Annotated in this window: 14 protein-coding genes; 10 read left to right on the forward strand and 4 right to left on the reverse strand. The window is 67.8% G+C overall.

Annotated features, from left to right (window positions below; genetic code table 11):
* Window positions 1-93: 93 nt before the first annotated feature.
* The 7 genes from ACE3UA_RS13780 to ACE3UA_RS13810 all read left to right on the forward strand — a co-directional run bounded on the left by ACE3UA_RS13780 (window position 94) and on the right by ACE3UA_RS13810 (window position 9,520).
* Complete coding sequence (locus ACE3UA_RS13780) at window positions 94-3,444, forward strand: hypothetical protein (protein ID WP_374646049.1); 3,351 nt, start codon at window positions 94-96, stop codon at window positions 3,442-3,444.
* A complete protein-coding gene (gene queA, locus ACE3UA_RS13785; protein WP_374646051.1) occupies window positions 3,441-4,487 on the forward strand; it encodes a tRNA preQ1(34) S-adenosylmethionine ribosyltransferase-isomerase QueA in 1,047 nt (348 codons plus the stop codon). Before ACE3UA_RS13780 ends, queA begins: the two co-directional genes overlap by 4 nt.
* On the forward strand, window positions 4,484-4,834 hold the full coding sequence (locus ACE3UA_RS13790) for a DUF3147 family protein (RefSeq protein WP_374646053.1): 351 nt from the start codon (window positions 4,484-4,486) through the stop codon (window positions 4,832-4,834). Before queA ends, ACE3UA_RS13790 begins: the two co-directional genes overlap by 4 nt.
* 15 nt (window positions 4,835-4,849) lie before the next feature.
* Window positions 4,850-6,094, forward strand: a complete 1,245-nt coding sequence (locus ACE3UA_RS13795) for an MFS transporter (RefSeq protein WP_374646055.1) — start codon at window positions 4,850-4,852, stop codon at window positions 6,092-6,094.
* Between the two features lie 60 nt (window positions 6,095-6,154).
* On the forward strand, window positions 6,155-6,736 hold the full coding sequence (locus ACE3UA_RS13800; RefSeq protein ID WP_374646057.1) for a DUF924 family protein: 582 nt from the start codon (window positions 6,155-6,157) through the stop codon (window positions 6,734-6,736).
* A gap of 74 nt (window positions 6,737-6,810) precedes the next feature.
* On the forward strand, window positions 6,811-8,208 hold the full coding sequence (gene lpdA, locus ACE3UA_RS13805; RefSeq protein ID WP_374646059.1) for a dihydrolipoyl dehydrogenase: 1,398 nt from the start codon (window positions 6,811-6,813) through the stop codon (window positions 8,206-8,208).
* A gap of 169 nt (window positions 8,209-8,377) precedes the next feature.
* The gene (locus ACE3UA_RS13810; RefSeq protein ID WP_374646061.1) at window positions 8,378-9,520 is read left to right on the forward strand and encodes an MFS transporter; all 1,143 of its coding nucleotides are present in this window, start codon (window positions 8,378-8,380) and stop codon (window positions 9,518-9,520) included.
* On the opposite strand, the gene ACE3UA_RS13815 is transcribed toward ACE3UA_RS13810, so the two are convergent.
* Window positions 9,510-9,875: a rhodanese-like domain-containing protein gene (locus ACE3UA_RS13815; RefSeq protein ID WP_374646063.1), complete on the reverse strand. Its 366-nt coding sequence runs from the start codon at window positions 9,873-9,875 to the stop codon at window positions 9,510-9,512. The genes ACE3UA_RS13810 and ACE3UA_RS13815 overlap by 11 nt on opposite strands.
* 158 nt (window positions 9,876-10,033) lie before the next feature.
* Here ACE3UA_RS13815 and uvrA point away from each other — a divergent pair, with 158 nt between their 5' ends.
* On the forward strand, window positions 10,034-12,898 hold the full coding sequence (gene uvrA, locus ACE3UA_RS13820) for an excinuclease ABC subunit UvrA (RefSeq protein WP_374646065.1): 2,865 nt from the start codon (window positions 10,034-10,036) through the stop codon (window positions 12,896-12,898).
* 30 nt (window positions 12,899-12,928) lie between these two features.
* Here the strand turns inward: uvrA and ACE3UA_RS13825 are convergent, their stop codons facing one another.
* The 3 genes from ACE3UA_RS13825 to ACE3UA_RS13835 all read right to left on the reverse strand — a co-directional run bounded on the left by ACE3UA_RS13825 (window position 12,929) and on the right by ACE3UA_RS13835 (window position 15,323).
* A complete protein-coding gene (locus tag ACE3UA_RS13825) occupies window positions 12,929-13,312 on the reverse strand; it encodes an excinuclease ABC subunit A (RefSeq protein WP_374646067.1) in 384 nt (127 codons plus the stop codon).
* Between the two features lie 93 nt (window positions 13,313-13,405).
* Window positions 13,406-13,744, reverse strand: coding sequence for a hypothetical protein (locus ACE3UA_RS13830; RefSeq protein WP_374646069.1), 339 nt, complete (start codon window positions 13,742-13,744; stop codon window positions 13,406-13,408).
* A 79-nt stretch (window positions 13,745-13,823) separates the two neighbouring features.
* On the reverse strand, window positions 13,824-15,323 hold the full coding sequence (locus ACE3UA_RS13835; RefSeq protein WP_374646071.1) for a CoA-acylating methylmalonate-semialdehyde dehydrogenase: 1,500 nt from the start codon (window positions 15,321-15,323) through the stop codon (window positions 13,824-13,826).
* Window positions 15,324-15,426: 103 nt separating this feature from the next.
* Here ACE3UA_RS13835 and ACE3UA_RS13840 point away from each other — a divergent pair, with 103 nt between their 5' ends.
* Both ACE3UA_RS13840 and ACE3UA_RS13845 read left to right on the forward strand, forming a co-directional pair.
* Window positions 15,427-16,581 (forward strand): glycosyltransferase family 4 protein, encoded by a 1,155-nt coding sequence (locus ACE3UA_RS13840; protein WP_374646073.1) that lies wholly within the window; start codon window positions 15,427-15,429, stop codon window positions 16,579-16,581.
* Window positions 16,581-17,516: a LysR family transcriptional regulator gene (locus ACE3UA_RS13845; protein ID WP_374646075.1), complete on the forward strand. Its 936-nt coding sequence runs from the start codon at window positions 16,581-16,583 to the stop codon at window positions 17,514-17,516. Before ACE3UA_RS13840 ends, ACE3UA_RS13845 begins: the two co-directional genes overlap by 1 nt.
* The last annotated feature ends 7 nt before the right edge of the window (window positions 17,517-17,523 follow it).

The raw sequence follows: 17,523 nt of genomic DNA on the forward strand, positions 1-17,523 counted from the left end.
GACTTTCGCATCCCGGCGCTTTCGGCGAAAGATGTAGCGGGCAGAACAACAAGGAAAAGGCGCCAGGGCCGGATGCAGGACGCAGGTGCCGCGATGGAACCCGGGGAGACTGGGCCGGACGGGGCGGACGACGGGAACCGGGACCAGGCCGCAGCCGCGACCGGGCCGCGGCGCCGTCTGTCGCGCAGGCGCCGCGGCGGGATCAGCCTGACCGTCCTTTTCACCCTTGTCGCGCTGGCCCTGGGCTTCGGCTATCTGACGCTGGCCTATACCGGCGCGGCGCTGCGCCTGCCGACCTGGGCCGTGGCCGAGATCGAGGGCCGGCTGAACCGGGGTCTCGTCGCCGAACGGCTGCCGAAGGGCGCGGCGGTGGCGGTGGGTTCGGTCGAACTGGCGGTGGACCACGACTTCTTCCCCCGCTTCCGGCTGGAGGACCTGCGCCTGATCGACCGCGACGGCCGGTCGATCCTCTCGCTTCCCGAGGCGCATCTGGCGCTGGATCCATCGGCCGCGCTGACCGGCAAGCTGCGGCCCAGCTCGCTGCGGCTGGTGGGGGCGCGGCTGGCGGTGCGCCGGGATGCCGAGGGTCGGATCGACCTGCAGTTCGGCTCGGGCGGGCCGAAAACCCTGGGCGAGGTGCTGGACATCATCGGCCGCCTGTTCACCACGCCCGCGCTCGCCAGCCTTGCCACGGTCGAGGTCGAGGGCCTGAGCCTCACCCTCACCGACGCCCGCGCCAACCGGCGCTGGCAGCTGGGCGACGGCCGCCTCACGATCGAGAACCGGCAGGACGAGGTCGCGGCGGAACTGGCGCTGACGCTGCTGGACGGGACCGAACCGGCGCAGGCGCTGGTGACGCTGGTGGTGGACCGCTCGGGCGGCGCGGCCCGGATGGCGGCGACGGTGGAGCGGATGCGCGCCCGCGACCTTGCCGCCATGGCCCCGCCGCTGGCCTGGCTGAAGTTCATCCAGGCCCCGATCTCGGGCGCGCTGCAGGGCGGCATCGACGCCGAGGGTGCGCTGACCGGCCTGACTGCCCAGCTTGACCTCGGCGCGGGCAGCCTTGCCCCCGGCGAGGGCGCAAATCCCGTGCCCTTCGACCGCGCCTCGCTGGGCCTGCGCTTTGATCCCGGACCGGGGCGGATCCACATGACCGGGCTTTCCGTCGAAAGCCCCTCGCTGCGGCTGAAGGCGACGGGGCTGGGCGACCTGCAGGATGCGACCGGTGCGGCGATCGGGCCGGACGAGCTGCCGCAGACCATCCTGGGACAGATCGCCTTTTCCGAGGTGATGGTCGACCCCGAGGGCCTGTTCTCCGAGCCGGTCCGTTTCAGCCAGGGCGCGCTTGACCTGCGGTTCCGGCTTGACCCGTTCCGGCTGGAGATCGGCCAGCTGGCGCTGGTCGAGGCGGGTGAGCGGCTGCTGCTCTCCGGCGACGTGAGCATCACGCCCGAGGGCTGGAAGGGCGGGCTGGATGTCGATCTCGACCGGATCGACTCGGACCGGCTTCTGAAGATCTGGCCGCTGTCGGCCGTGCCCAAGACCCGGCAATGGTTCGCCGAAAACGTCGGCGACGCGACGCTCAGCAATGTCCGCGCCGGCCTGCGCCTGACCCCCGGCAGCGCCCCGCGCTTCAGCCTGGGCTACGAGTTCTCCGAGGCCGAGGTCCGCTTCGTCCGCACCCTGCCGCCAGTGCTTGAGGCGCGCGGCCATGCCACGCTGGAGAACCTGACCTATACCGTGAAACTTGACCAGGGCCATGTCCTGCCGCCCGAGGGCGGGCGGATCGAGGCCGACGGCTCGGTCTTCCAGATCGCCGACATCACCCAGCGCCCCGCGACCGCGAAGATCGACCTTGTCACCGCCTCGCCGCTGACCGCGACGCTTTCGCTTCTTGACCAGCCGCCGTTCAGCTTCTTCTCCAAGGCCGGCCAGCCGGTGAACCTGGGCGACGGGCGGGCCGAGTTGCAGACCACGCTCACTATGCCGCTGAAAGCCCGGATCACGCTGGAGGATGTGGATTTCACCGTCACTGGCCGGATCGTCGATTTCACCTCGCCCTCGCTGGTGCCGGGCCGGATCCTGACCGCCCCCGAGGTTGCCGTCGCCGTCGACACCGACGGGCTCAGCCTCTCGGGGCAGGGGCTGCTTGACGCGATGCCGGTGGACCTGACCTATCTGCAGGGCTTCGGGCCGGAACAGAAGGGCCGCGCACGGGTCAACGGAACGGTCATGCTCTCGAACGGAGCCCTGCGCGATCTCGGCATCGAACTTCCCGCCGGCTCGGTCAGCGGCGAGGGGCCGGCCGCCATCGACATCGCGCTGGTTGCCGGCCAGCCGCCGCAGCTGACGCTGGTCTCGAACCTTGCCGGGCTTGGCCTGCGGCTGGACGCGCTTGGCTGGACCAAGGGCGCGAAGACCCGCGCAACGCTTGACCTCGAGGCCCGGCTTTCGCGGGAGCCGGTGGTCGAGCGCATTGTCCTCAAGGCCCCCGGTCTGACCGCCGAGGGGACGATTACCACGACCGAGGGCGGCGGGCTGAAGGAGGCGCGCTTCTCGCGCGTGCAGGCGGGCGGCTGGCTGGACGCGCCGGTGGTGCTGACCGGCAAGGGCAGGGGGGCCGCGCTGGATGTGGCGGTGACCGGCGGGCGGCTTGACATCCGCGCCATGCCGGCGGGCAAGGGCGACACTGGTGGCGGCGGGCCGATCGACCTGGCCCTTGACCGGCTCGTCCTCAGCGAGGGGATCAGCCTGACCGGCTTTCGCGGCAGCTTCAGCCCGCGCGGCGGCATGAACGGCAGCTTCAGCGCCGGGGTCAACGGCCAGGGCCAGATCCGCGGCGTCGTCGCCCCGGCCGAAGGCGGCAGCGCCTTCCGCATCACATCGGACAATGCGGGCACCGTCATGGCGGCGGCGGGCATCTTCGACAAGGGCCGGGGCGGAGAGCTGGACATGAGCCTGTTTCCGCGCGGGACTGCCGGGCATTACAACGGCACCGCCACCTTCAGCCGGATGCGGGTGCAGGGCGCGCCCGCGCTGGCGGAACTCCTCTCCGCGATCTCGGTCGTGGGCCTGCTGGAGCAGATGGGCGGCGAGGGGCTTGCCTTCAACAACGGCGAGGTCCGCTTCATCCTGACCCCGGACGCGGTCGAGATCACGCAAGGCTCGGCCGTCGGGGCCTCGCTTGGCATTTCCTTTGCCGGTCTCTATCGGACCGCCGGGGCGCGTCTGGACCTGCAGGGGGTGGTCTCGCCGATCTATCTGGTGAATGGCGTGGGCCAGATCTTCTCGCGCCCCGGCGAGGGGCTCTTCGGCTTCAACTACCGGCTCACCGGCACGGCCGACAATCCGGTGGTCTCGGTCAACCCGCTTTCCGTCTTCACCCCCGGCATGTTCCGCGAGATCTTCCGCCGCGCGCCCCCCAACCTGAAGGACGCCGGATGAAGCTTGACGATTTCGACTTTCCCCTGCCCGAGGCGCTGATCGCCACCCGCCCGGCCCGGCCGCGCACCGCTGCCCGGCTCTTGCTGGCCGAGGGCGACCGGATCAGCGACCGGCGGGTTTGCGACCTGATCGACATCCTGCGCCCCGGCGACCGGCTGGTGCTGAACAATACCCGCGTGATCCCTGCGCGTCTTTTCGGAACCCGCCAGCGCGGCGAAGCCGTGGCCAGGGTGGAAATCACCCTGCTGGAGCCCCGCGCGCAAGGCTGGCGCGCGCTGGCCAAGCCCCTGCGCAAGGTGCAGCCTGGCGAGGTCATCCGCTTCTCCGACCGTCTCGCCGCCACCGTGGCCGAGAAATCCGAGACCGACCTGACCCTCGCCTTCGCGCTGACCGGCGCGGATTTCGACACGGCTCTGGCCGAGGCCGGGGTAATGCCGCTGCCGCCCTATATCGCGGCGAAACGCGCCGCCGACGATCAGGACCGCACCGACTACCAGACCGTCTTTGCCCGCCACGCCGGGGCCGTCGCCGCGCCCACCGCCTCGCTGCATTTCGACGGATCCCTCCTGCATGCCCTGGCCGCGAAAGGGGTGGAGTTCACCGAAGTCACCCTGCATGTCGGCGCGGGCACCTTCCTGCCGGTCAAGGTCCAGGACGTGACCACCCACCGGATGCATGCCGAATGGGGCAGGGTGACGGCGGCGGCGGCGGATGAGATCAACGCGACCAGGCGGGCAGGGGGAAGGGTGATCCCGGTCGGCACCACCGCGCTGCGGCTGATCGAAAGCGCGGCCGACGAAGCGGGCCTGCTGCACCCCTGGGAAGGCGAGACCGACATCTTCATCTATCCCGGCTACCGCTTTCGCGTCACCGACGCGCTGATGACCAATTTCCACCTGCCGAAATCGACGCTGGTGATGCTTGTCGCGGCGCTTATGGGCGAGACGCGGATCCGCCGCATCTACGACCATGCCATCCGTTCGGGCTATCGCTTCTTCTCTTACGGCGACAGTTCGCTTCTGATCCCGGAGCCCCAGGGATGAGCTATTTCGCCCTCAAGGCCATCCTCTCCGGCCTGCTGATCGCCGCCATCTCCGAGATCGCCCGCCGCTCCCCGGCCGTGGCGGCGCTGGTCGCCTCGCTGCCGCTGGTCTCGATCCTGGCGATGGTCTGGCTCTGGCGCGACACCTCCGACGCGGCCCGCATCGCCGCCCATGCCGAGGCGACCTTCTGGTATGTCCTGCCCTCGCTGCCGATGTTCCTGCTGCTGCCCTGGCTGATCCGGCAGGGTATCGGTTTCTGGCCGGCCCTTGGCCTGGGGGCGGCGCTGACCGTCGCGCTCTATTTCCTTCTCACCTGGCTCGCGCCGCGTTTCAACCTGCCGCTCTGACGGACATCCCACGCCATGTTCAAGGTCCTCTCCCAGTCCTGGCCACTTCTCCTCGGGATCATGCTGCTGATGGTCGGCAACGGGATCCAGGGCACGCTCCTCGGCATCCGCGGCAATACCGAGGGGTTCACGACCTACCAGCTCTCCTATGTCATGGCGGCCTATTTCCTGGGCTTCCTCTTCGGCTCGCGCGCGGCGCCGCAGATGATCCGCCATGTCGGCCATGTCCGCGTCTTCGCCGCCCTCGGCTCGCTGATCTCGGCGATCCTGGTGATCTACCCGGTCTATCCCGACTGGATCGTCTGGACCGCGCTGCGCGTCCTTGCGGGCTTCTGCTTTTCCGGCATCTACATCACCGCCGAAAGCTGGCTGAACAACACCGCCTCGAACGAGACGCGGGGCCAGGCGCTTTCGGCCTACATGATCGTGCAGATGCTGGGGATCATCGCCTCGCAGGTGCTGCTGAACCTGCCCGACCACTCGGGCTTTGCGCTGTTCATCATCCCCTCGGTGCTGGTCTCGCTGGCCTTCATGCCGATCCTGCTGGCCCCCACGCCCGCGCCGGCCTTCGACACCACCCGCCGCCTGCCGTTCCGCGACCTGTTCCAGATCTCGCCGCTCGGCTGCCTCGGGATGCTGCTGACCGGGGGCGTCTTCTCGGCCATGTTCGGCATGGCCGCCGTCTGGGGCGCGCGCGAGGGGCTGGGCGTGCGCGAGATCTCGATCTTCGTCGGCGCGATGTATGTCGGCGGCCTTGTCCTGCAATATCCGATCGGCTGGGCCTCGGACCGGATGGACCGGCGCAAGCTGATCACCGGGCTTGCGGCGCTGGCCGCGCTGACCATGCTGGTCCCGGCCTTCGTCGCACTTCCCTTTCCGGCGCTGATCGGAGTGGCGCTGCTGCTGGGCGGGATCACCAACCCGATCTATGCCCTTCTCATCGCCTATACCAACGACTTCCTCGGCCGCGACCAGATGGCCGCCGCCTCGGCCGGGCTGATCTTCCTGAACGGGGTCGGCGCGATCTTCGGCCCCACCGCCACCGGCTGGATGATGGAGACGGTCGGCCCCCGCGGCTTCTTCCTGTTCATCGCGCTCCTCTATGTCGCGCTTGCCGCCTATGCCGCCTGGCGCATGACCCGCCGCGCCACGCCCGTCGTCACCGGCGCCTTCCGGGGCGTCAGCCCGACCGCCTCGCCGCTCGCGGTCGGCGCGGTGCTGGACGAGGCCTCGGTCGAGGCGCAGGCGGAACGGACCTGAGATCAGCGGTTGCGGCCGCGCGCTTTCCCTGCAAGGCTTTGCCGGAACAGGGAGGTGCCGATGTCCGATCCGGTCGAGGTTCTGGAGTTCTGGCTGCACGAGATCGGCGGGAAGGGCTGGTATGCCGGGGGTGAGGAGATCGACCTCGCCTGCGCCCGCTTTGCCGACCTCTGGCAGGCCGCGCGCGAGGGCGGGCTTGAGCATTGGGTCGAGGGTACGGTCGGGACGCTGGCCTATCTGATCCTGACCGACCAGATCCCGCGCAACATCCACCGCGGCACCGCCCTGGCCTTCGCCACCGATGCGCAGGCCCGCGCCGCCGCCCGCAAGGCGCTGGCCGAGGGCTGGGACCTCAACGCCCCCGAGCCCGAGCGGCAATTCTTCTACATGCCCTTCGAACATTCCGAGGATCCGCAGGACCAGGCCCTTGCCGTGCGGCTGATGACCGAACGGCTCGCCCTGGATCCCGAGATGGCCCTCCACGCCCGCGCGCATCAATGGGTCATCGACCGCTACGGCCGCTTCCCGACAAGGAACGAAGCACTGGGGCGGAAAAGCAGCGCCGAGGAGCAGGCCTATCTCGACCAGGGCGGCTACAGCGCCGTGGTCAACCGGCTGAAAAGCCATGCGCCGGACGCATAGGGCCACGGCGCGCCCTTTGTTGCTTGGGTTTGGGGAATGGTTTAAGGGCAAACTACTTTTCTTGGGAGGGAAAGATGGCCAGCCAGAACTTCGACGTGATCGTGATCGGGGCCGGACCGGGGGGCTATGTCGCCGCCATCCGCGCCAGCCAGTTGGGCCTCAAGGTCGCAATCGTCGAACGGGAACATCTGGGCGGCATCTGCCTGAACTGGGGCTGCATCCCGACCAAGGCGCTGCTGCGCAGTGCCGAGGTCTTCCACCTGATGCACCGCGCCAAGGACTTCGGGCTGAAGGCCGACGGTATCGGCTATGACCTTCCCGCCGTCGTCGCGCGCAGCCGTGCCGTGGCCAAGCAACTTTCCGGCGGCATCGGCCATCTGATGAAGAAGAACAAGGTCACCGTCTTCATGGGTGCTGCGACGCTGCCGAAGCAGGGCGTGGTCGCGGTCAAGACCGACAAGGGCAGCGAGGAACTGACCGCGAAGTCGATCATCCTCGCCACCGGCGCCCGGGCGCGCGAGTTGCCGGGGCTGGAGGCGGACGGCGACCTGGTCTGGTCCTACAAGCATGCCCTCGTCGCCAGCCGGATGCCGAAGAAGCTCCTCGTGATCGGCTCGGGCGCCATCGGCATCGAATTCGCCAGCTTCTTCAATACGCTGGGCGCGGATACCACGGTCGTGGAAGTGATGGACCGCATCCTGCCGGTCGAAGACGCCGAAATCTCGGCCTTCGCGAAAAAGGCTTTCGTCAAGCAGGGCATGAAGATCCTGGAGAAGGCTGCGGTCAAGAAGCTGGACCGCCATGCCGGCAAGGGCGTCACCGCGCATATCGAGCAGGACGGCAAGGTCACGACGCAGGACTTCGACACGGTGATTTCCGCCGTGGGCATCGTCGGCAACGTCGAAAACCTGGGGCTGGAAGCCCTGGGCGTGAAGATCGACCGCACCCATGTGGTCACGGACGAATTCTGCCGCACCGGGGTGGACGGCCTTTACGCCATCGGCGACATCGCCGGGGCACCCTGGCTGGCGCACAAGGCCAGCCATGAGGGGGTGATGGTGGCCGAACTCATCGCCGGGAAGCACCCGCATCCGATCAAGCCGAACTCCATCGCCGGCTGCACCTATTGCCATCCGCAGGTGGCATCCGTGGGCCTGACCGAGGCAAAGGCGAAAGAGGCGGGCCATGAGATCAAGGTCGGCCGCTTCCCCTTCATCGGCAACGGCAAGGCGATTGCGCTTGGCGAACCCGAAGGCATGGTGAAGACCGTCTTCGACGCCAGGACCGGCGAACTGCTCGGTGCCCACATGATCGGCGCGGAAGTGACCGAGCTGATCCAGGGCTATGTCGTTGGTCGCACGCTGGAGACGACCGAGGAAGACCTGATGAACACCGTCTTCCCGCATCCGACGCTGTCCGAGATGATGCACGAGGCCGTCCTCGACGCCTACGGCCGCGCCTTGCACATCTGATCCCGCCTCCTCGTTCGACTTCGTCTCCTCCTCGGCCATCCGGCGAGGAGTGACGCAGTCATCGACGAGCGCATCCGGCGCGGGCGCAAGCGCCGGCACGTCAGCCCCGGACCCGCTGGAATTGCGACGCGGATCGGGCTACCACCCTGCCATGCGCCCGCTGCCCCCCATGCTCCTCGTCCTTCTTCTCTGGTGCGCCGGCCTTGGCGCCGCCGCCCAGTTCGGCAAGATCTCGATCCTGTACGAGACCTTGCGCGCGACCTATGGCGGAAATGGCGAGGTCGCCCTCGGCCTCGTCGTCTCGATCGTCGGCATGGTCGGGCTGGTCTTCGGCACCACGGCGGGCCTCCTCGTGGCCCGCATCGGCCCGCGCCGGGCCATCGTCGCGGCGCTGGCCGCCGGCGCCGCCATGTCCGCGCTGCAATCGCTGCTGCCGTCCTATCCGCTGATGCTCGCCAGCCGCGTCGTCGAAGGCGCAAGCCATCTTGCCGTCGTCGTCGTCGGCCCCACGATGATCGCCGCTCTCGCGCCCGAGCATCGCCGGCCGCTGGCGATGACCCTCTGGTCCAGCTTCTTCGGCGTGACCTACGCGATCCTCGCCCTGATCGGCCCGCATGTCGCGCCCACCGGCCTGTTCCTCGGCCATTCCGGCTACATGGCCGCGCTGGCCGCGATCCTCGCCCTGACGCTGCCCGCCGATCCCCGGCACGCGGCGCTGCCGATGGGCAACCTCTTGGCGCAACATGCGATGATCTACGCCTCGCCCCGTCTCGCCGCCCCGGCCATGGGCTTTTGCTGCTACACCTTCCTCTACGTCGCGCTCCTGACCCTGGTGCCGCCCGCGACGCCCGAGAGCCATCGCGCCCTGATCGCCGCCGGGATGCCGCTGGTCTCCATCGCCGTCTCGCTTACCCTGGGGGTCTGGCTCCTCGGAAGGATGAGCGCGGTGCATCTGGTGCAGGCGGGCTATGCGCTGGCGGTGCCCGGCTTCCTGCTGCTCTGGCTGTTCTGGGGGCAGGGGGCCGGAATGGTGGCCGGAGGCTTCCTCCTCTCCGCCGCCCTCGGGATCGTGCAGGGGGCAAGCTTTGCCGCGATCCCGGAACTGAATGCCAGCGCCGAGGACCGCGCCCGCGCTGCCGGGGCGGTGGCGCAGCTGGGGAACCTGGGCACCACCACTGGCACGCCGGTCCTGGCCGCCCTGCTGGCCGCCACTGGCCCGGCGGGTCTGGCCCTGTCCGCCGTCATCCTCTGCGCCCTCGGAATTGCGATCCACCAGGCGCAGCGCGCGCGGCGGTATCACTTCAGCGCGTGAAGGGCACCACTTTTCCGCCCGCCGCCGCCCAGTCGCCAAGGCCGCCAAGGTTGGTCACCTCGCCGTAGCCCATGCGCCGCAGCGTCTCGGCCGCCATCCCCGACCGCCCGCCAGCGGCGCAATAGACCGCCAGCGGAACCCCTTGCGGTAGCTCGCAACCGGGCTGGCGCGGATCGCATTTCAGCGGCAACAGCGACAGCGGGATCAGCCGCGCCCCCTCGGCCAGGCCCGAGGCCTGTGCCTCGGCCACCTCGCGCACGTCGATCAGCACAAGCCGCCCGGCCGCAATCTCGCGCGACAGGGCAGCGGCATCGGGACGGGCGGCGGACCGGCCCGGACGAAGGAAATTGAACATGGTGACCTCGTGGTTGATCTGTCACCTATATATCTTGGAAGGTGAAAAGGTAAAGGCCCGACGTGCCCCGGCCTCACGTTCACTCTACGTTCACTTTTTCCGGTTGGAGACTCGCCCGATCCGTCCTATGTCTTGCCCCTGCACCTTTGGGGTAGACCATGGCCGAACAGAAGTTCATCGAGGTGCGCGGTGCGCGCGAACACAACCTCAAGGGCGTTGACGTCGCGATCCCGCGCGACCAGCTGGTGGTGATCACCGGGCTTTCGGGGTCGGGCAAGTCCAGCCTCGCCTTCGACACGATCTATGCGGAAGGCCAGCGGCGCTATGTCGAGTCGCTGAGCGCCTATGCCCGGCAGTTCCTGGACATGATGGGCAAGCCGGACGTCGATCATATCTCCGGCCTTTCCCCCGCCATCTCCATCGAGCAGAAGACCACCTCGAAGAACCCGCGCTCCACCGTCGGCACGGTGACCGAGATCTACGACTACCTGCGCCTGCTTTTCGCCCGCGTCGGCACGCCCTATTCCCCCGCGACCGGCCTGCCGATCACCGCGATGCAGGTGCAGGACATGGTGGACGCGGTCATGGCGATGGCGGAGGGGACGCGGGCCTATCTGCTGGCGCCCATCGTCCGGGACCGGAAGGGCGAATACAAGAAGGAATTCCTCGACCTGCGCAAGCAGGGCTTCCAGCGCGTCAAGGTCAACGGGGCCTTCCATGAGCTGGAGGAGCCGCCGGTTCTGGACAAGAAGTTCCGCCACAACATCGACGTGGTGGTGGACCGGATCGTGGTGCGCGAGGGGATCGAGACGCGGCTCGCCGACAGCTTCCGCACCGCGCTGAACCTGGCGGACGGGATTGCGGTCATCGAACTGGCCGATGCGAAAGAGGGCGAGGAGCCGCAGCGCATCACCTATTCCGAGAAATTCGCCTGCCCGGTCAGCGGCTTCACCATCGCCGAGATCGAGCCGCGACTGTTCAGCTTCAACGCCCCCTTCGGCGCCTGCCCGGTCTGCGACGGGCTGGGGGTGGAGCTGTTCTTCGATGAACGCCTGGTGGTGCCCGACCAGAACCTGACCCTGCTGCAAGGCGCCATCGCACCCTGGGCCAAGTCGAAATCGCCCTACCTGACCCAGACGATGGAGGCATTGTCGAAGCACTATGGCTTCAACCTGAAGGCCAAGTGGAAGGATCTGCCCGAGGCGGTGCAGGATCTGTTCCTGCGCGGCTCGAAAGGCGAGGAGATCGAGTTCCGCTATGACGAGGGCGGGCGGGTCTATCAGGTCCGCCGGGTCTATGAAGGCATCATCCCCAACATGGAGCGCCGCTACCGCGAGACCGATTCTGCCTGGTCGCGTGAGGAAATGGAGCGTTACCAGTCCAACCGCGCCTGCGGGGCCTGCGGCGGCTACCGGCTGAAGCCGGAGGCGCTGGCGGTGAAGATTGCCGGGCTGCACATCGGCCAGGTGGTGCAGATGTCGATCACCGAGGCTTTCGCCTGGGTCGAAGGCGTGGCGGCGACCCTGACCAAGCAGCAGAACGAGATCGCGCGGGCGATTCTGAAGGAAATCCGCGAACGTCTTGGATTCCTTGTGAATGTCGGCCTGAACTACCTGACGATGAGCCGCGCGGCGGGCACGCTGTCCGGCGGGGAATCACAGCGGATCAGGCTGGCGTCGCAGATCGGCTCGGGCCTGACGGGCGTGCTTTATGTGCTGGACGAACCCTCCATCGGCCTGCACCAGCGCGACAATGACCGCTTGCTCACCACGCTGAAGAACCTGCGCGATGCGGGGAACACCGTGCTGGTGGTGGAGCATGACGAGGACGCGATCCGCGAGGCGGATTATGTCTTCGACATGGGGCCGGGGGCCGGGGTGCATGGCGGGCAGGTGGTCAGCCACGGCACGCCGCAAGAAGTGGCGGCGGACCCGGCCAGCCTGACGGGGCAATATCTCTCCGGCACGCGCGAGATCGCGGTGCCGAAGGTGCGGCGCAAGGGGAACGGCAAGAAGCTCGTGGTGGTCGGGGCGACGGGGAACAACCTGAAATCCGTCACCGCAGAGTTTCCCCTGGGCAAGTTCGTCTGCGTGACCGGCGTTTCGGGCGGGGGCAAATCCTCGCTGACCATCGAGACGCTCTACAAGACCGCCGCTATGCGCCTGAACGGCGCGCATGAGACCCCGGCACCCTGCGAGACGATCAGGGGCTTCGAGCATCTGGACAAGGTGATCGACATCGACCAGCGCCCCATCGGCCGGACTCCGCGTTCGAATCCGGCCACTTACACCGGGGCCTTCACCCCGATCCGCGACTGGTTCGCCGGGCTGCCGGAATCGAAGGCGCGCGGCTATGGGCCGGGGCGGTTCAGCTTCAACGTCAAGGGCGGCCGCTGCGAGGCCTGCCAGGGCGACGGCGTGCTGAAGATCGAGATGAACTTCCTTCCGGACGTCTATGTCACCTGCGAGACCTGCAAGGGCCACCGCTACAACCGCGAGACGCTGGAAATCAAGTTCAAGAACAAGAGCATCGCCGACGTTCTTGACATGACCTGCGAAGACGCCCGTGAGTTCTTCCAGGCGGTCCCCGCGATCCGCGAGAAGATGGACGCGCTGGTCGAGGTGGGGCTTGGCTACATCAAGGTCGGCCAGCAGGCGACGACCCTGTCAGGCGGCGAGGCGCAGCGGGTGAAGCTGTCGAAGGAACTTTCCCGCCGGGCCACGGGCCGGACGCTCTATATCCTGGACGAGCCGACCACCGGCCTGCATTTCGAGGACGTGAGGAAACTGCTGGAAGTGCTTCATTCCCTTGTGGAACAGGGCAACACGGTGGTTGTGATCGAGCACAACCTGGACGTGGTCAAGACCGCCGACTGGGTGATCGACATCGGCCCCGAAGGCGGCGACGGCGGCGGCGAGATTGTCGCGACGGGCACGCCCGAGGAGATCGTGAAGGTCGAGACCAGCCACACCGGGCGCTACCTGAAGGACCTGCTGAAGCCGCGGAAGATCGCGGCCGAATAGGGTGGGCATTTGCCCATCCTGCCGCAATGATCAGTTCAGGACGCGGTCCAGGATGCGGACGGCCTCGATCACCACCAGCGTGTCGCGCATGACGCGGAAGATCTGGTTGTCGGTCCGCAGGTAGGTGCTGCCGTCGCGGTAATCCCGCAGGCGCAGCCGCTCCCATTCTGAGCGCGGGATCAGAACATAGTCGCCGCGCACCCGGTCGCCGGCGTGCCAGTGCCAATCGTCATCATGATCATGATCATGATCATGATCGGCGCGATCCCACTTCTTTGCCTGCCCGGGTGGCACGCAAGGCACGTCCTTCTTGGCCAGGCCCGGCGGGCAATGCTTGTTCTTCGCCTCGGCCGGGAGGACGAAGGCGGCGGTCAGCGCCAGGATCAGCGCGAGAACGGGGCTGGTGCGGGTCATGGGGACCTCCTTCTAACTCGCAAGTAGATGACGATGCCCGCGCCCGGGTTCCAGAACGCCCGGCCTGCCTCGGCGGCTTTCCACCGATCCGGCTCAGCGCAGATAGGAGGTGCCGCGGCTTCGGATCACCTCGAGCACCAGGCCCGTGCCGTTCTCGATCCGGTAGACCACCCCCGCCATCGCATAATAGCGCCAGCTGCCGTCCGAGGGTTCCAGCCCGTAGCGCGCCGGGTCCAGCAGCAGCGAGCGCGACTCGACCGGGAACCTGTCGCCCACGAGAAAGGGCGTCACGCCGGGTTTCACCTTCAGCATCTTCGGCGCCGGGGAGAGGTCGTCCACGGCCATGACGCAGACCGAGGGCACGATCGAGCCGCAATCGGCCGCCGCCGCGGCCGGGCCCAGAAGCAGAAGCGATAGGAGGAGGGGTCGCATGTCGCACCTCGCCGGCGGTTCGGCGAGGGAACGCGAAAGGTGCGGGCGCGGTTCCGCAGGGAAACCGCGCCCGACAGTGTCAGTCCAGCGCCTTGAAGTTCAGGCTGGCACCTTCCTTGATGCCCGAGAACCAGCGCGCCGTGACGGTCTTGGTCTTGGTGTAGAAGCGGAAGGCGTCCGGCCCGTACTGGTTCAGGTCGCCGAAGGCCGAGCGTTTCCAGCCGCCGAAGCTGAAATAGGACAGGGGCACCGGGATCGGGAAGTTGATCCCGACCATGCCGACATTGACCCGGCTGGCGAAGTCGCGCGCGGTGTCGCCGTCGGCGGTGAAGATCGCGGTGCCATTGCCGTATTCGTTGTCCATCACCAGCTTCAACGCGTCATTGTAGGACGGCATCCGCACGGTCGACAGGACCGGCCCGAAGATCTCCTGCTTGTAGATGTCCATCTCGGGGGTGACGTTGTCGAACAGCGTCGCGCCGACGAAAAAGCCGTTCTCATAGCCCTGGATCTTCAGGTCGCGCCCGTCGACCACCAGCTTCGCGCCCTGTTCGACGCCCGAGGTGATCAGGCCCTTGACCCGCTCCTGCGCCTGGCGGGTGATCAGCGGCCCGAAATCCACATCGTTTCCAGCGGTATAGGGGGCGACCTTCAACTTCTCGATCCGCGGGATCAGCCGCTCGATCAGCGCATCCGCCGTCTTCTCGCCGACCGGAACGGCGACCGAGATCGCCATGCAGCGTTCGCCCGCCGCGCCATAGCCCGCGCCGACCAGCGCGTCCGCCGCCTTGTCGAGGTCGGCGTCCGGCATGATGATCATGTGGTTCTTGGCGCCACCGAAGCACTGCGCCCGCTTGCCGTTGCTGGCCGCGCGGCCATAGATGTACTGCGCGATCGGGGTGGAGCCGACGAAGCCGACGCCCTGGATCACCGGATGGTCAAGGATGCCGTCCACCACTTCCTTGTCGCCGTTCACCACCTGCAACACGCCATCCGGCAGGCCCGCCTGTTGCAGGAGTTCGGCGAGGAAAAGCGAGGTCGAGGGCACCCGCTCCGACGGTTTCAGGATCATGGCGTTGCCCGAGGAGAGCGCGGGGCCGATCTTCCACAGCGGGATCATGGCCGGGAAGTTGAACGGCGTGATTCCGGCAACGACGCCAAGGGGTTGGCGCATGGCGTAAAGGTCGATGCCAGGGCCCGCGCTGTCCATCATCTCGCCCTTCAGCATGGCGGGGGCGCCCATGCAGACCTCGATCACCTCAAGGCCCCGCTGCACGTCGCCCTTGGCGTCGGGGATGGTCTTGCCGTGTTCACGGGCGACCAGTTCGGCCAGCTTGTCCATGTTCTCGTTGATCAGCGCCCCGAAGGCCATCATCACCCGGGCGCGGCGCTGCGGGTTGGTGGCGGCCCAGCCGACCTGCGCCTTGGCGGCCTCCTGGATGGCATGATCCAGCTCGCCGGGGGTGGCCAGCGCGACGCGGGCCTGCACTTCGCCGGTGGCAGGGTTGTAGATGTCGCTGAAGCGGCCCGAAGTGCCCGCGACCAGCTTGCCGTTGATCCAGTGTCCGATCTCTTGCATGGAAACCCTCTTGGAAAGTTCCCGCCCTGTCTAACCTTGCGGTCGCGCAATATAAAGCGACAATAGTCCCAGAAGATTTTGCGAAATTGCAAAAGGGGGCCGCATGAGAATCTGCACTTTTTCCCGGATCATGGGCGCGCACCGCGATTTCTATCCCAGCCTCGTGGGCGTCCTGACCCCGGTCTTCTCGGAGCTTGGCATCGAGGTCGTGTCGCTGACCACCGCGCTGCCGGATGGATCGCCGGGGCGGCGGCAGGAAGGCATCGCCGATGTACACTATCTGGCGCCGCGCCGGGTGGACGACAGCTTCTGCAAGGCTACGGCCGCCGAATTCGACCGCCTGCATGCCGAGAAGCCGTTCGATCTGGTCTTCGGGCGGGGACCTTCGGTCTGGGGTTTCCTGTCGCAAAGCGCGCATGCGGCGACCGTCCCGCTGATCATGCACGAGGGCACCTATCCACGCTGGCTGCACCAGCTGGACCGCAAGCTGCCTAGGTTGCGCGGACTTCTGGAGAAGCCCTTCGCCCTCATGGCCGCACGCAAGCACCGGATCTATCGCCAGTGCCTGCAACGCGCCGCGGTGGTGGTCTGCAACTCTCCGGCCTTGGCGCAGGCGCTGCGGCGCGTGAACTGGTGGAACCCTCCGAACACCCGCTTCATCCCCTATGGCTTTGATCTGGAACCCTATATCGCGGCGGATCGCCCGGTGGAGCAGCCGCCGAGGCTAGTGAATGTAGGGCGGCTGACCTGGGACAAGGGTGTGATCGACATGATCGACATCCTCGCCAGCGCGAAGGGCGACGCAGTGTTGGAAGTAATAGGCCCCGCCAATTCGAGGGTGCAGAAGGCAATGGTGGCGCGGGCGGCGAAGCATGGCGTGCAGGCGCGGGTAACCACTCCCGGACCGGCCAGGAACGACGACCTGCCGGGACGGCTGTCGGGTGCCTCCGTCTACCTCTTCCCCTCGACCCATCCCGAGGGCCTGTCGAAGTCGGTGATGGAGGCGATGGCGGCGGCCCTGCCGGTGGTTGCCTATGACATGCCGGGGATGCGCGCGCTGATCGAGGACAAGGTGACAGGCTTCATCCTGCCGGCGGGAGATACCGCCGGGGCAGCGGCGAAGGTGGATCTCCTGCTCTCTGATCCCGGCCTGCGCGACCGGATGGGGCAGGCGGCGCGGGCAAGGCTGGCGCGCGACTTCGGCCATCCTTCGGCCATTGCACAATGGCAGGCGCTGTTCGCCGAGGTGAAAGGGTGATGGACTGGGACGACCTGCGCGTCTTTCTGGCGGTGGCCCGCACGGAAAGCCTTTCGGCGGCCGGAAAGCGGCTGAAGATCGACCCGGCCACCGTCGGCCGCCGCATCGCGCGGCTGGAGGAGGCGACCCAGGCGCGGCTCTTCGCCAAGTCCCCGCAGGGCTATGCCCTGACCGAGGAGGGCGCCCGGCTTCTGCCCCATGCCGAACGGGCGGAACGCGCTGCGCTCGCGGCCGGGGAAAGCCTCTCCGGCCCCGGCGGGCTGACCGGGCTCATCCGCCTTGGCGCGCCGGACGGCTGCGCGAACTACCTACTGCCGCAGGTCCTGGCCCGGATCTGCGACGCCAATCCGGGGCTGGAGGTGCAGATCGTGGCGCTTCCCCGCGTCTTCAACCTCTCGAAGCGCGAGGCCGACATGGCGATCGCGGTCTCCCGCCCCGAGGCCGGGCGGCTCACGGTGCAGAAGCTGACCGACTACGGCCTGCACCTGGCCGCCAGCCGCGACTATCTTGCCCGTGTCCCGCCGATCCGCGACGCCGCCGACCTCAAGGCGCATCGGATCATCGGCTATATCCCCGACATGATCTTCGACAAGGAACTGGACTATCTGGCCGAGATCGGGGTCGGCCCGGCCCGGCTGACCTCGAACTCGGTCTCGGTCCAGCTCAACTGGCTGCGGACCGGGGCGGGGGTCGGCGTGGTGCATGACTTCTCGCTGCCGGCCGCCCCCGGCGTCACCCGGATCCTGACCGGGCAGGTCAGCCTCGTCCGCGCGTTCTGGCTGATCCGGCACGAAAGCGACGCCCGATCCGACCGGCTGACGCGCTTTGCCGAGCAGCTGACCCGCGAGACACGGGCCGAGATGGCCCGGCTGGAGTCGATCCTGCTGCAAGAGGAACAAGTCTTGACAGAATCCCCTTTGCGGCCCGACCCTTGACCTCCGG

The organism is Tabrizicola sp. (genome assembly GCF_041919135.1).
Taxonomy (GTDB): Bacteria; Pseudomonadota; Alphaproteobacteria; order Rhodobacterales; family Rhodobacteraceae; genus Tabrizicola.

Coding starts and splice junctions, on each gene's coding strand:
- ACE3UA_RS13790 (WP_374646053.1), top strand. CDS start 4,484: ATGAGCTATTTCGCCCTCAAGGCCATCCTCTCCGGCCTGCTGATCGCC.
- ACE3UA_RS13825 (WP_374646067.1), bottom strand. CDS start 13,312: ATGACCCGCACCAGCCCCGTTCTCGCGCTGATCCTGGCGCTGACCGCC.
- ACE3UA_RS13810 (WP_374646061.1), top strand. CDS start 8,378: ATGCTCCTCGTCCTTCTTCTCTGGTGCGCCGGCCTTGGCGCCGCCGCC.
- ACE3UA_RS13830 (WP_374646069.1), bottom strand. CDS start 13,744: ATGCGACCCCTCCTCCTATCGCTTCTGCTTCTGGGCCCGGCCGCGGCG.
- lpdA (WP_374646059.1), top strand. CDS start 6,811: ATGGCCAGCCAGAACTTCGACGTGATCGTGATCGGGGCCGGACCGGGG.
- uvrA (WP_374646065.1), top strand. CDS start 10,034: ATGGCCGAACAGAAGTTCATCGAGGTGCGCGGTGCGCGCGAACACAAC.
- ACE3UA_RS13835 (WP_374646071.1), bottom strand. CDS start 15,323: ATGCAAGAGATCGGACACTGGATCAACGGCAAGCTGGTCGCGGGCACT.
- ACE3UA_RS13795 (WP_374646055.1), top strand. CDS start 4,850: ATGTTCAAGGTCCTCTCCCAGTCCTGGCCACTTCTCCTCGGGATCATG.
- ACE3UA_RS13845 (WP_374646075.1), top strand. CDS start 16,581: ATGGACTGGGACGACCTGCGCGTCTTTCTGGCGGTGGCCCGCACGGAA.
- queA (WP_374646051.1), top strand. CDS start 3,441: ATGAAGCTTGACGATTTCGACTTTCCCCTGCCCGAGGCGCTGATCGCC.
- ACE3UA_RS13840 (WP_374646073.1), top strand. CDS start 15,427: ATGAGAATCTGCACTTTTTCCCGGATCATGGGCGCGCACCGCGATTTC.
- ACE3UA_RS13780 (WP_374646049.1), top strand. CDS start 94: ATGGAACCCGGGGAGACTGGGCCGGACGGGGCGGACGACGGGAACCGG.
- ACE3UA_RS13815 (WP_374646063.1), bottom strand. CDS start 9,875: ATGTTCAATTTCCTTCGTCCGGGCCGGTCCGCCGCCCGTCCCGATGCC.
- ACE3UA_RS13800 (WP_374646057.1), top strand. CDS start 6,155: ATGTCCGATCCGGTCGAGGTTCTGGAGTTCTGGCTGCACGAGATCGGC.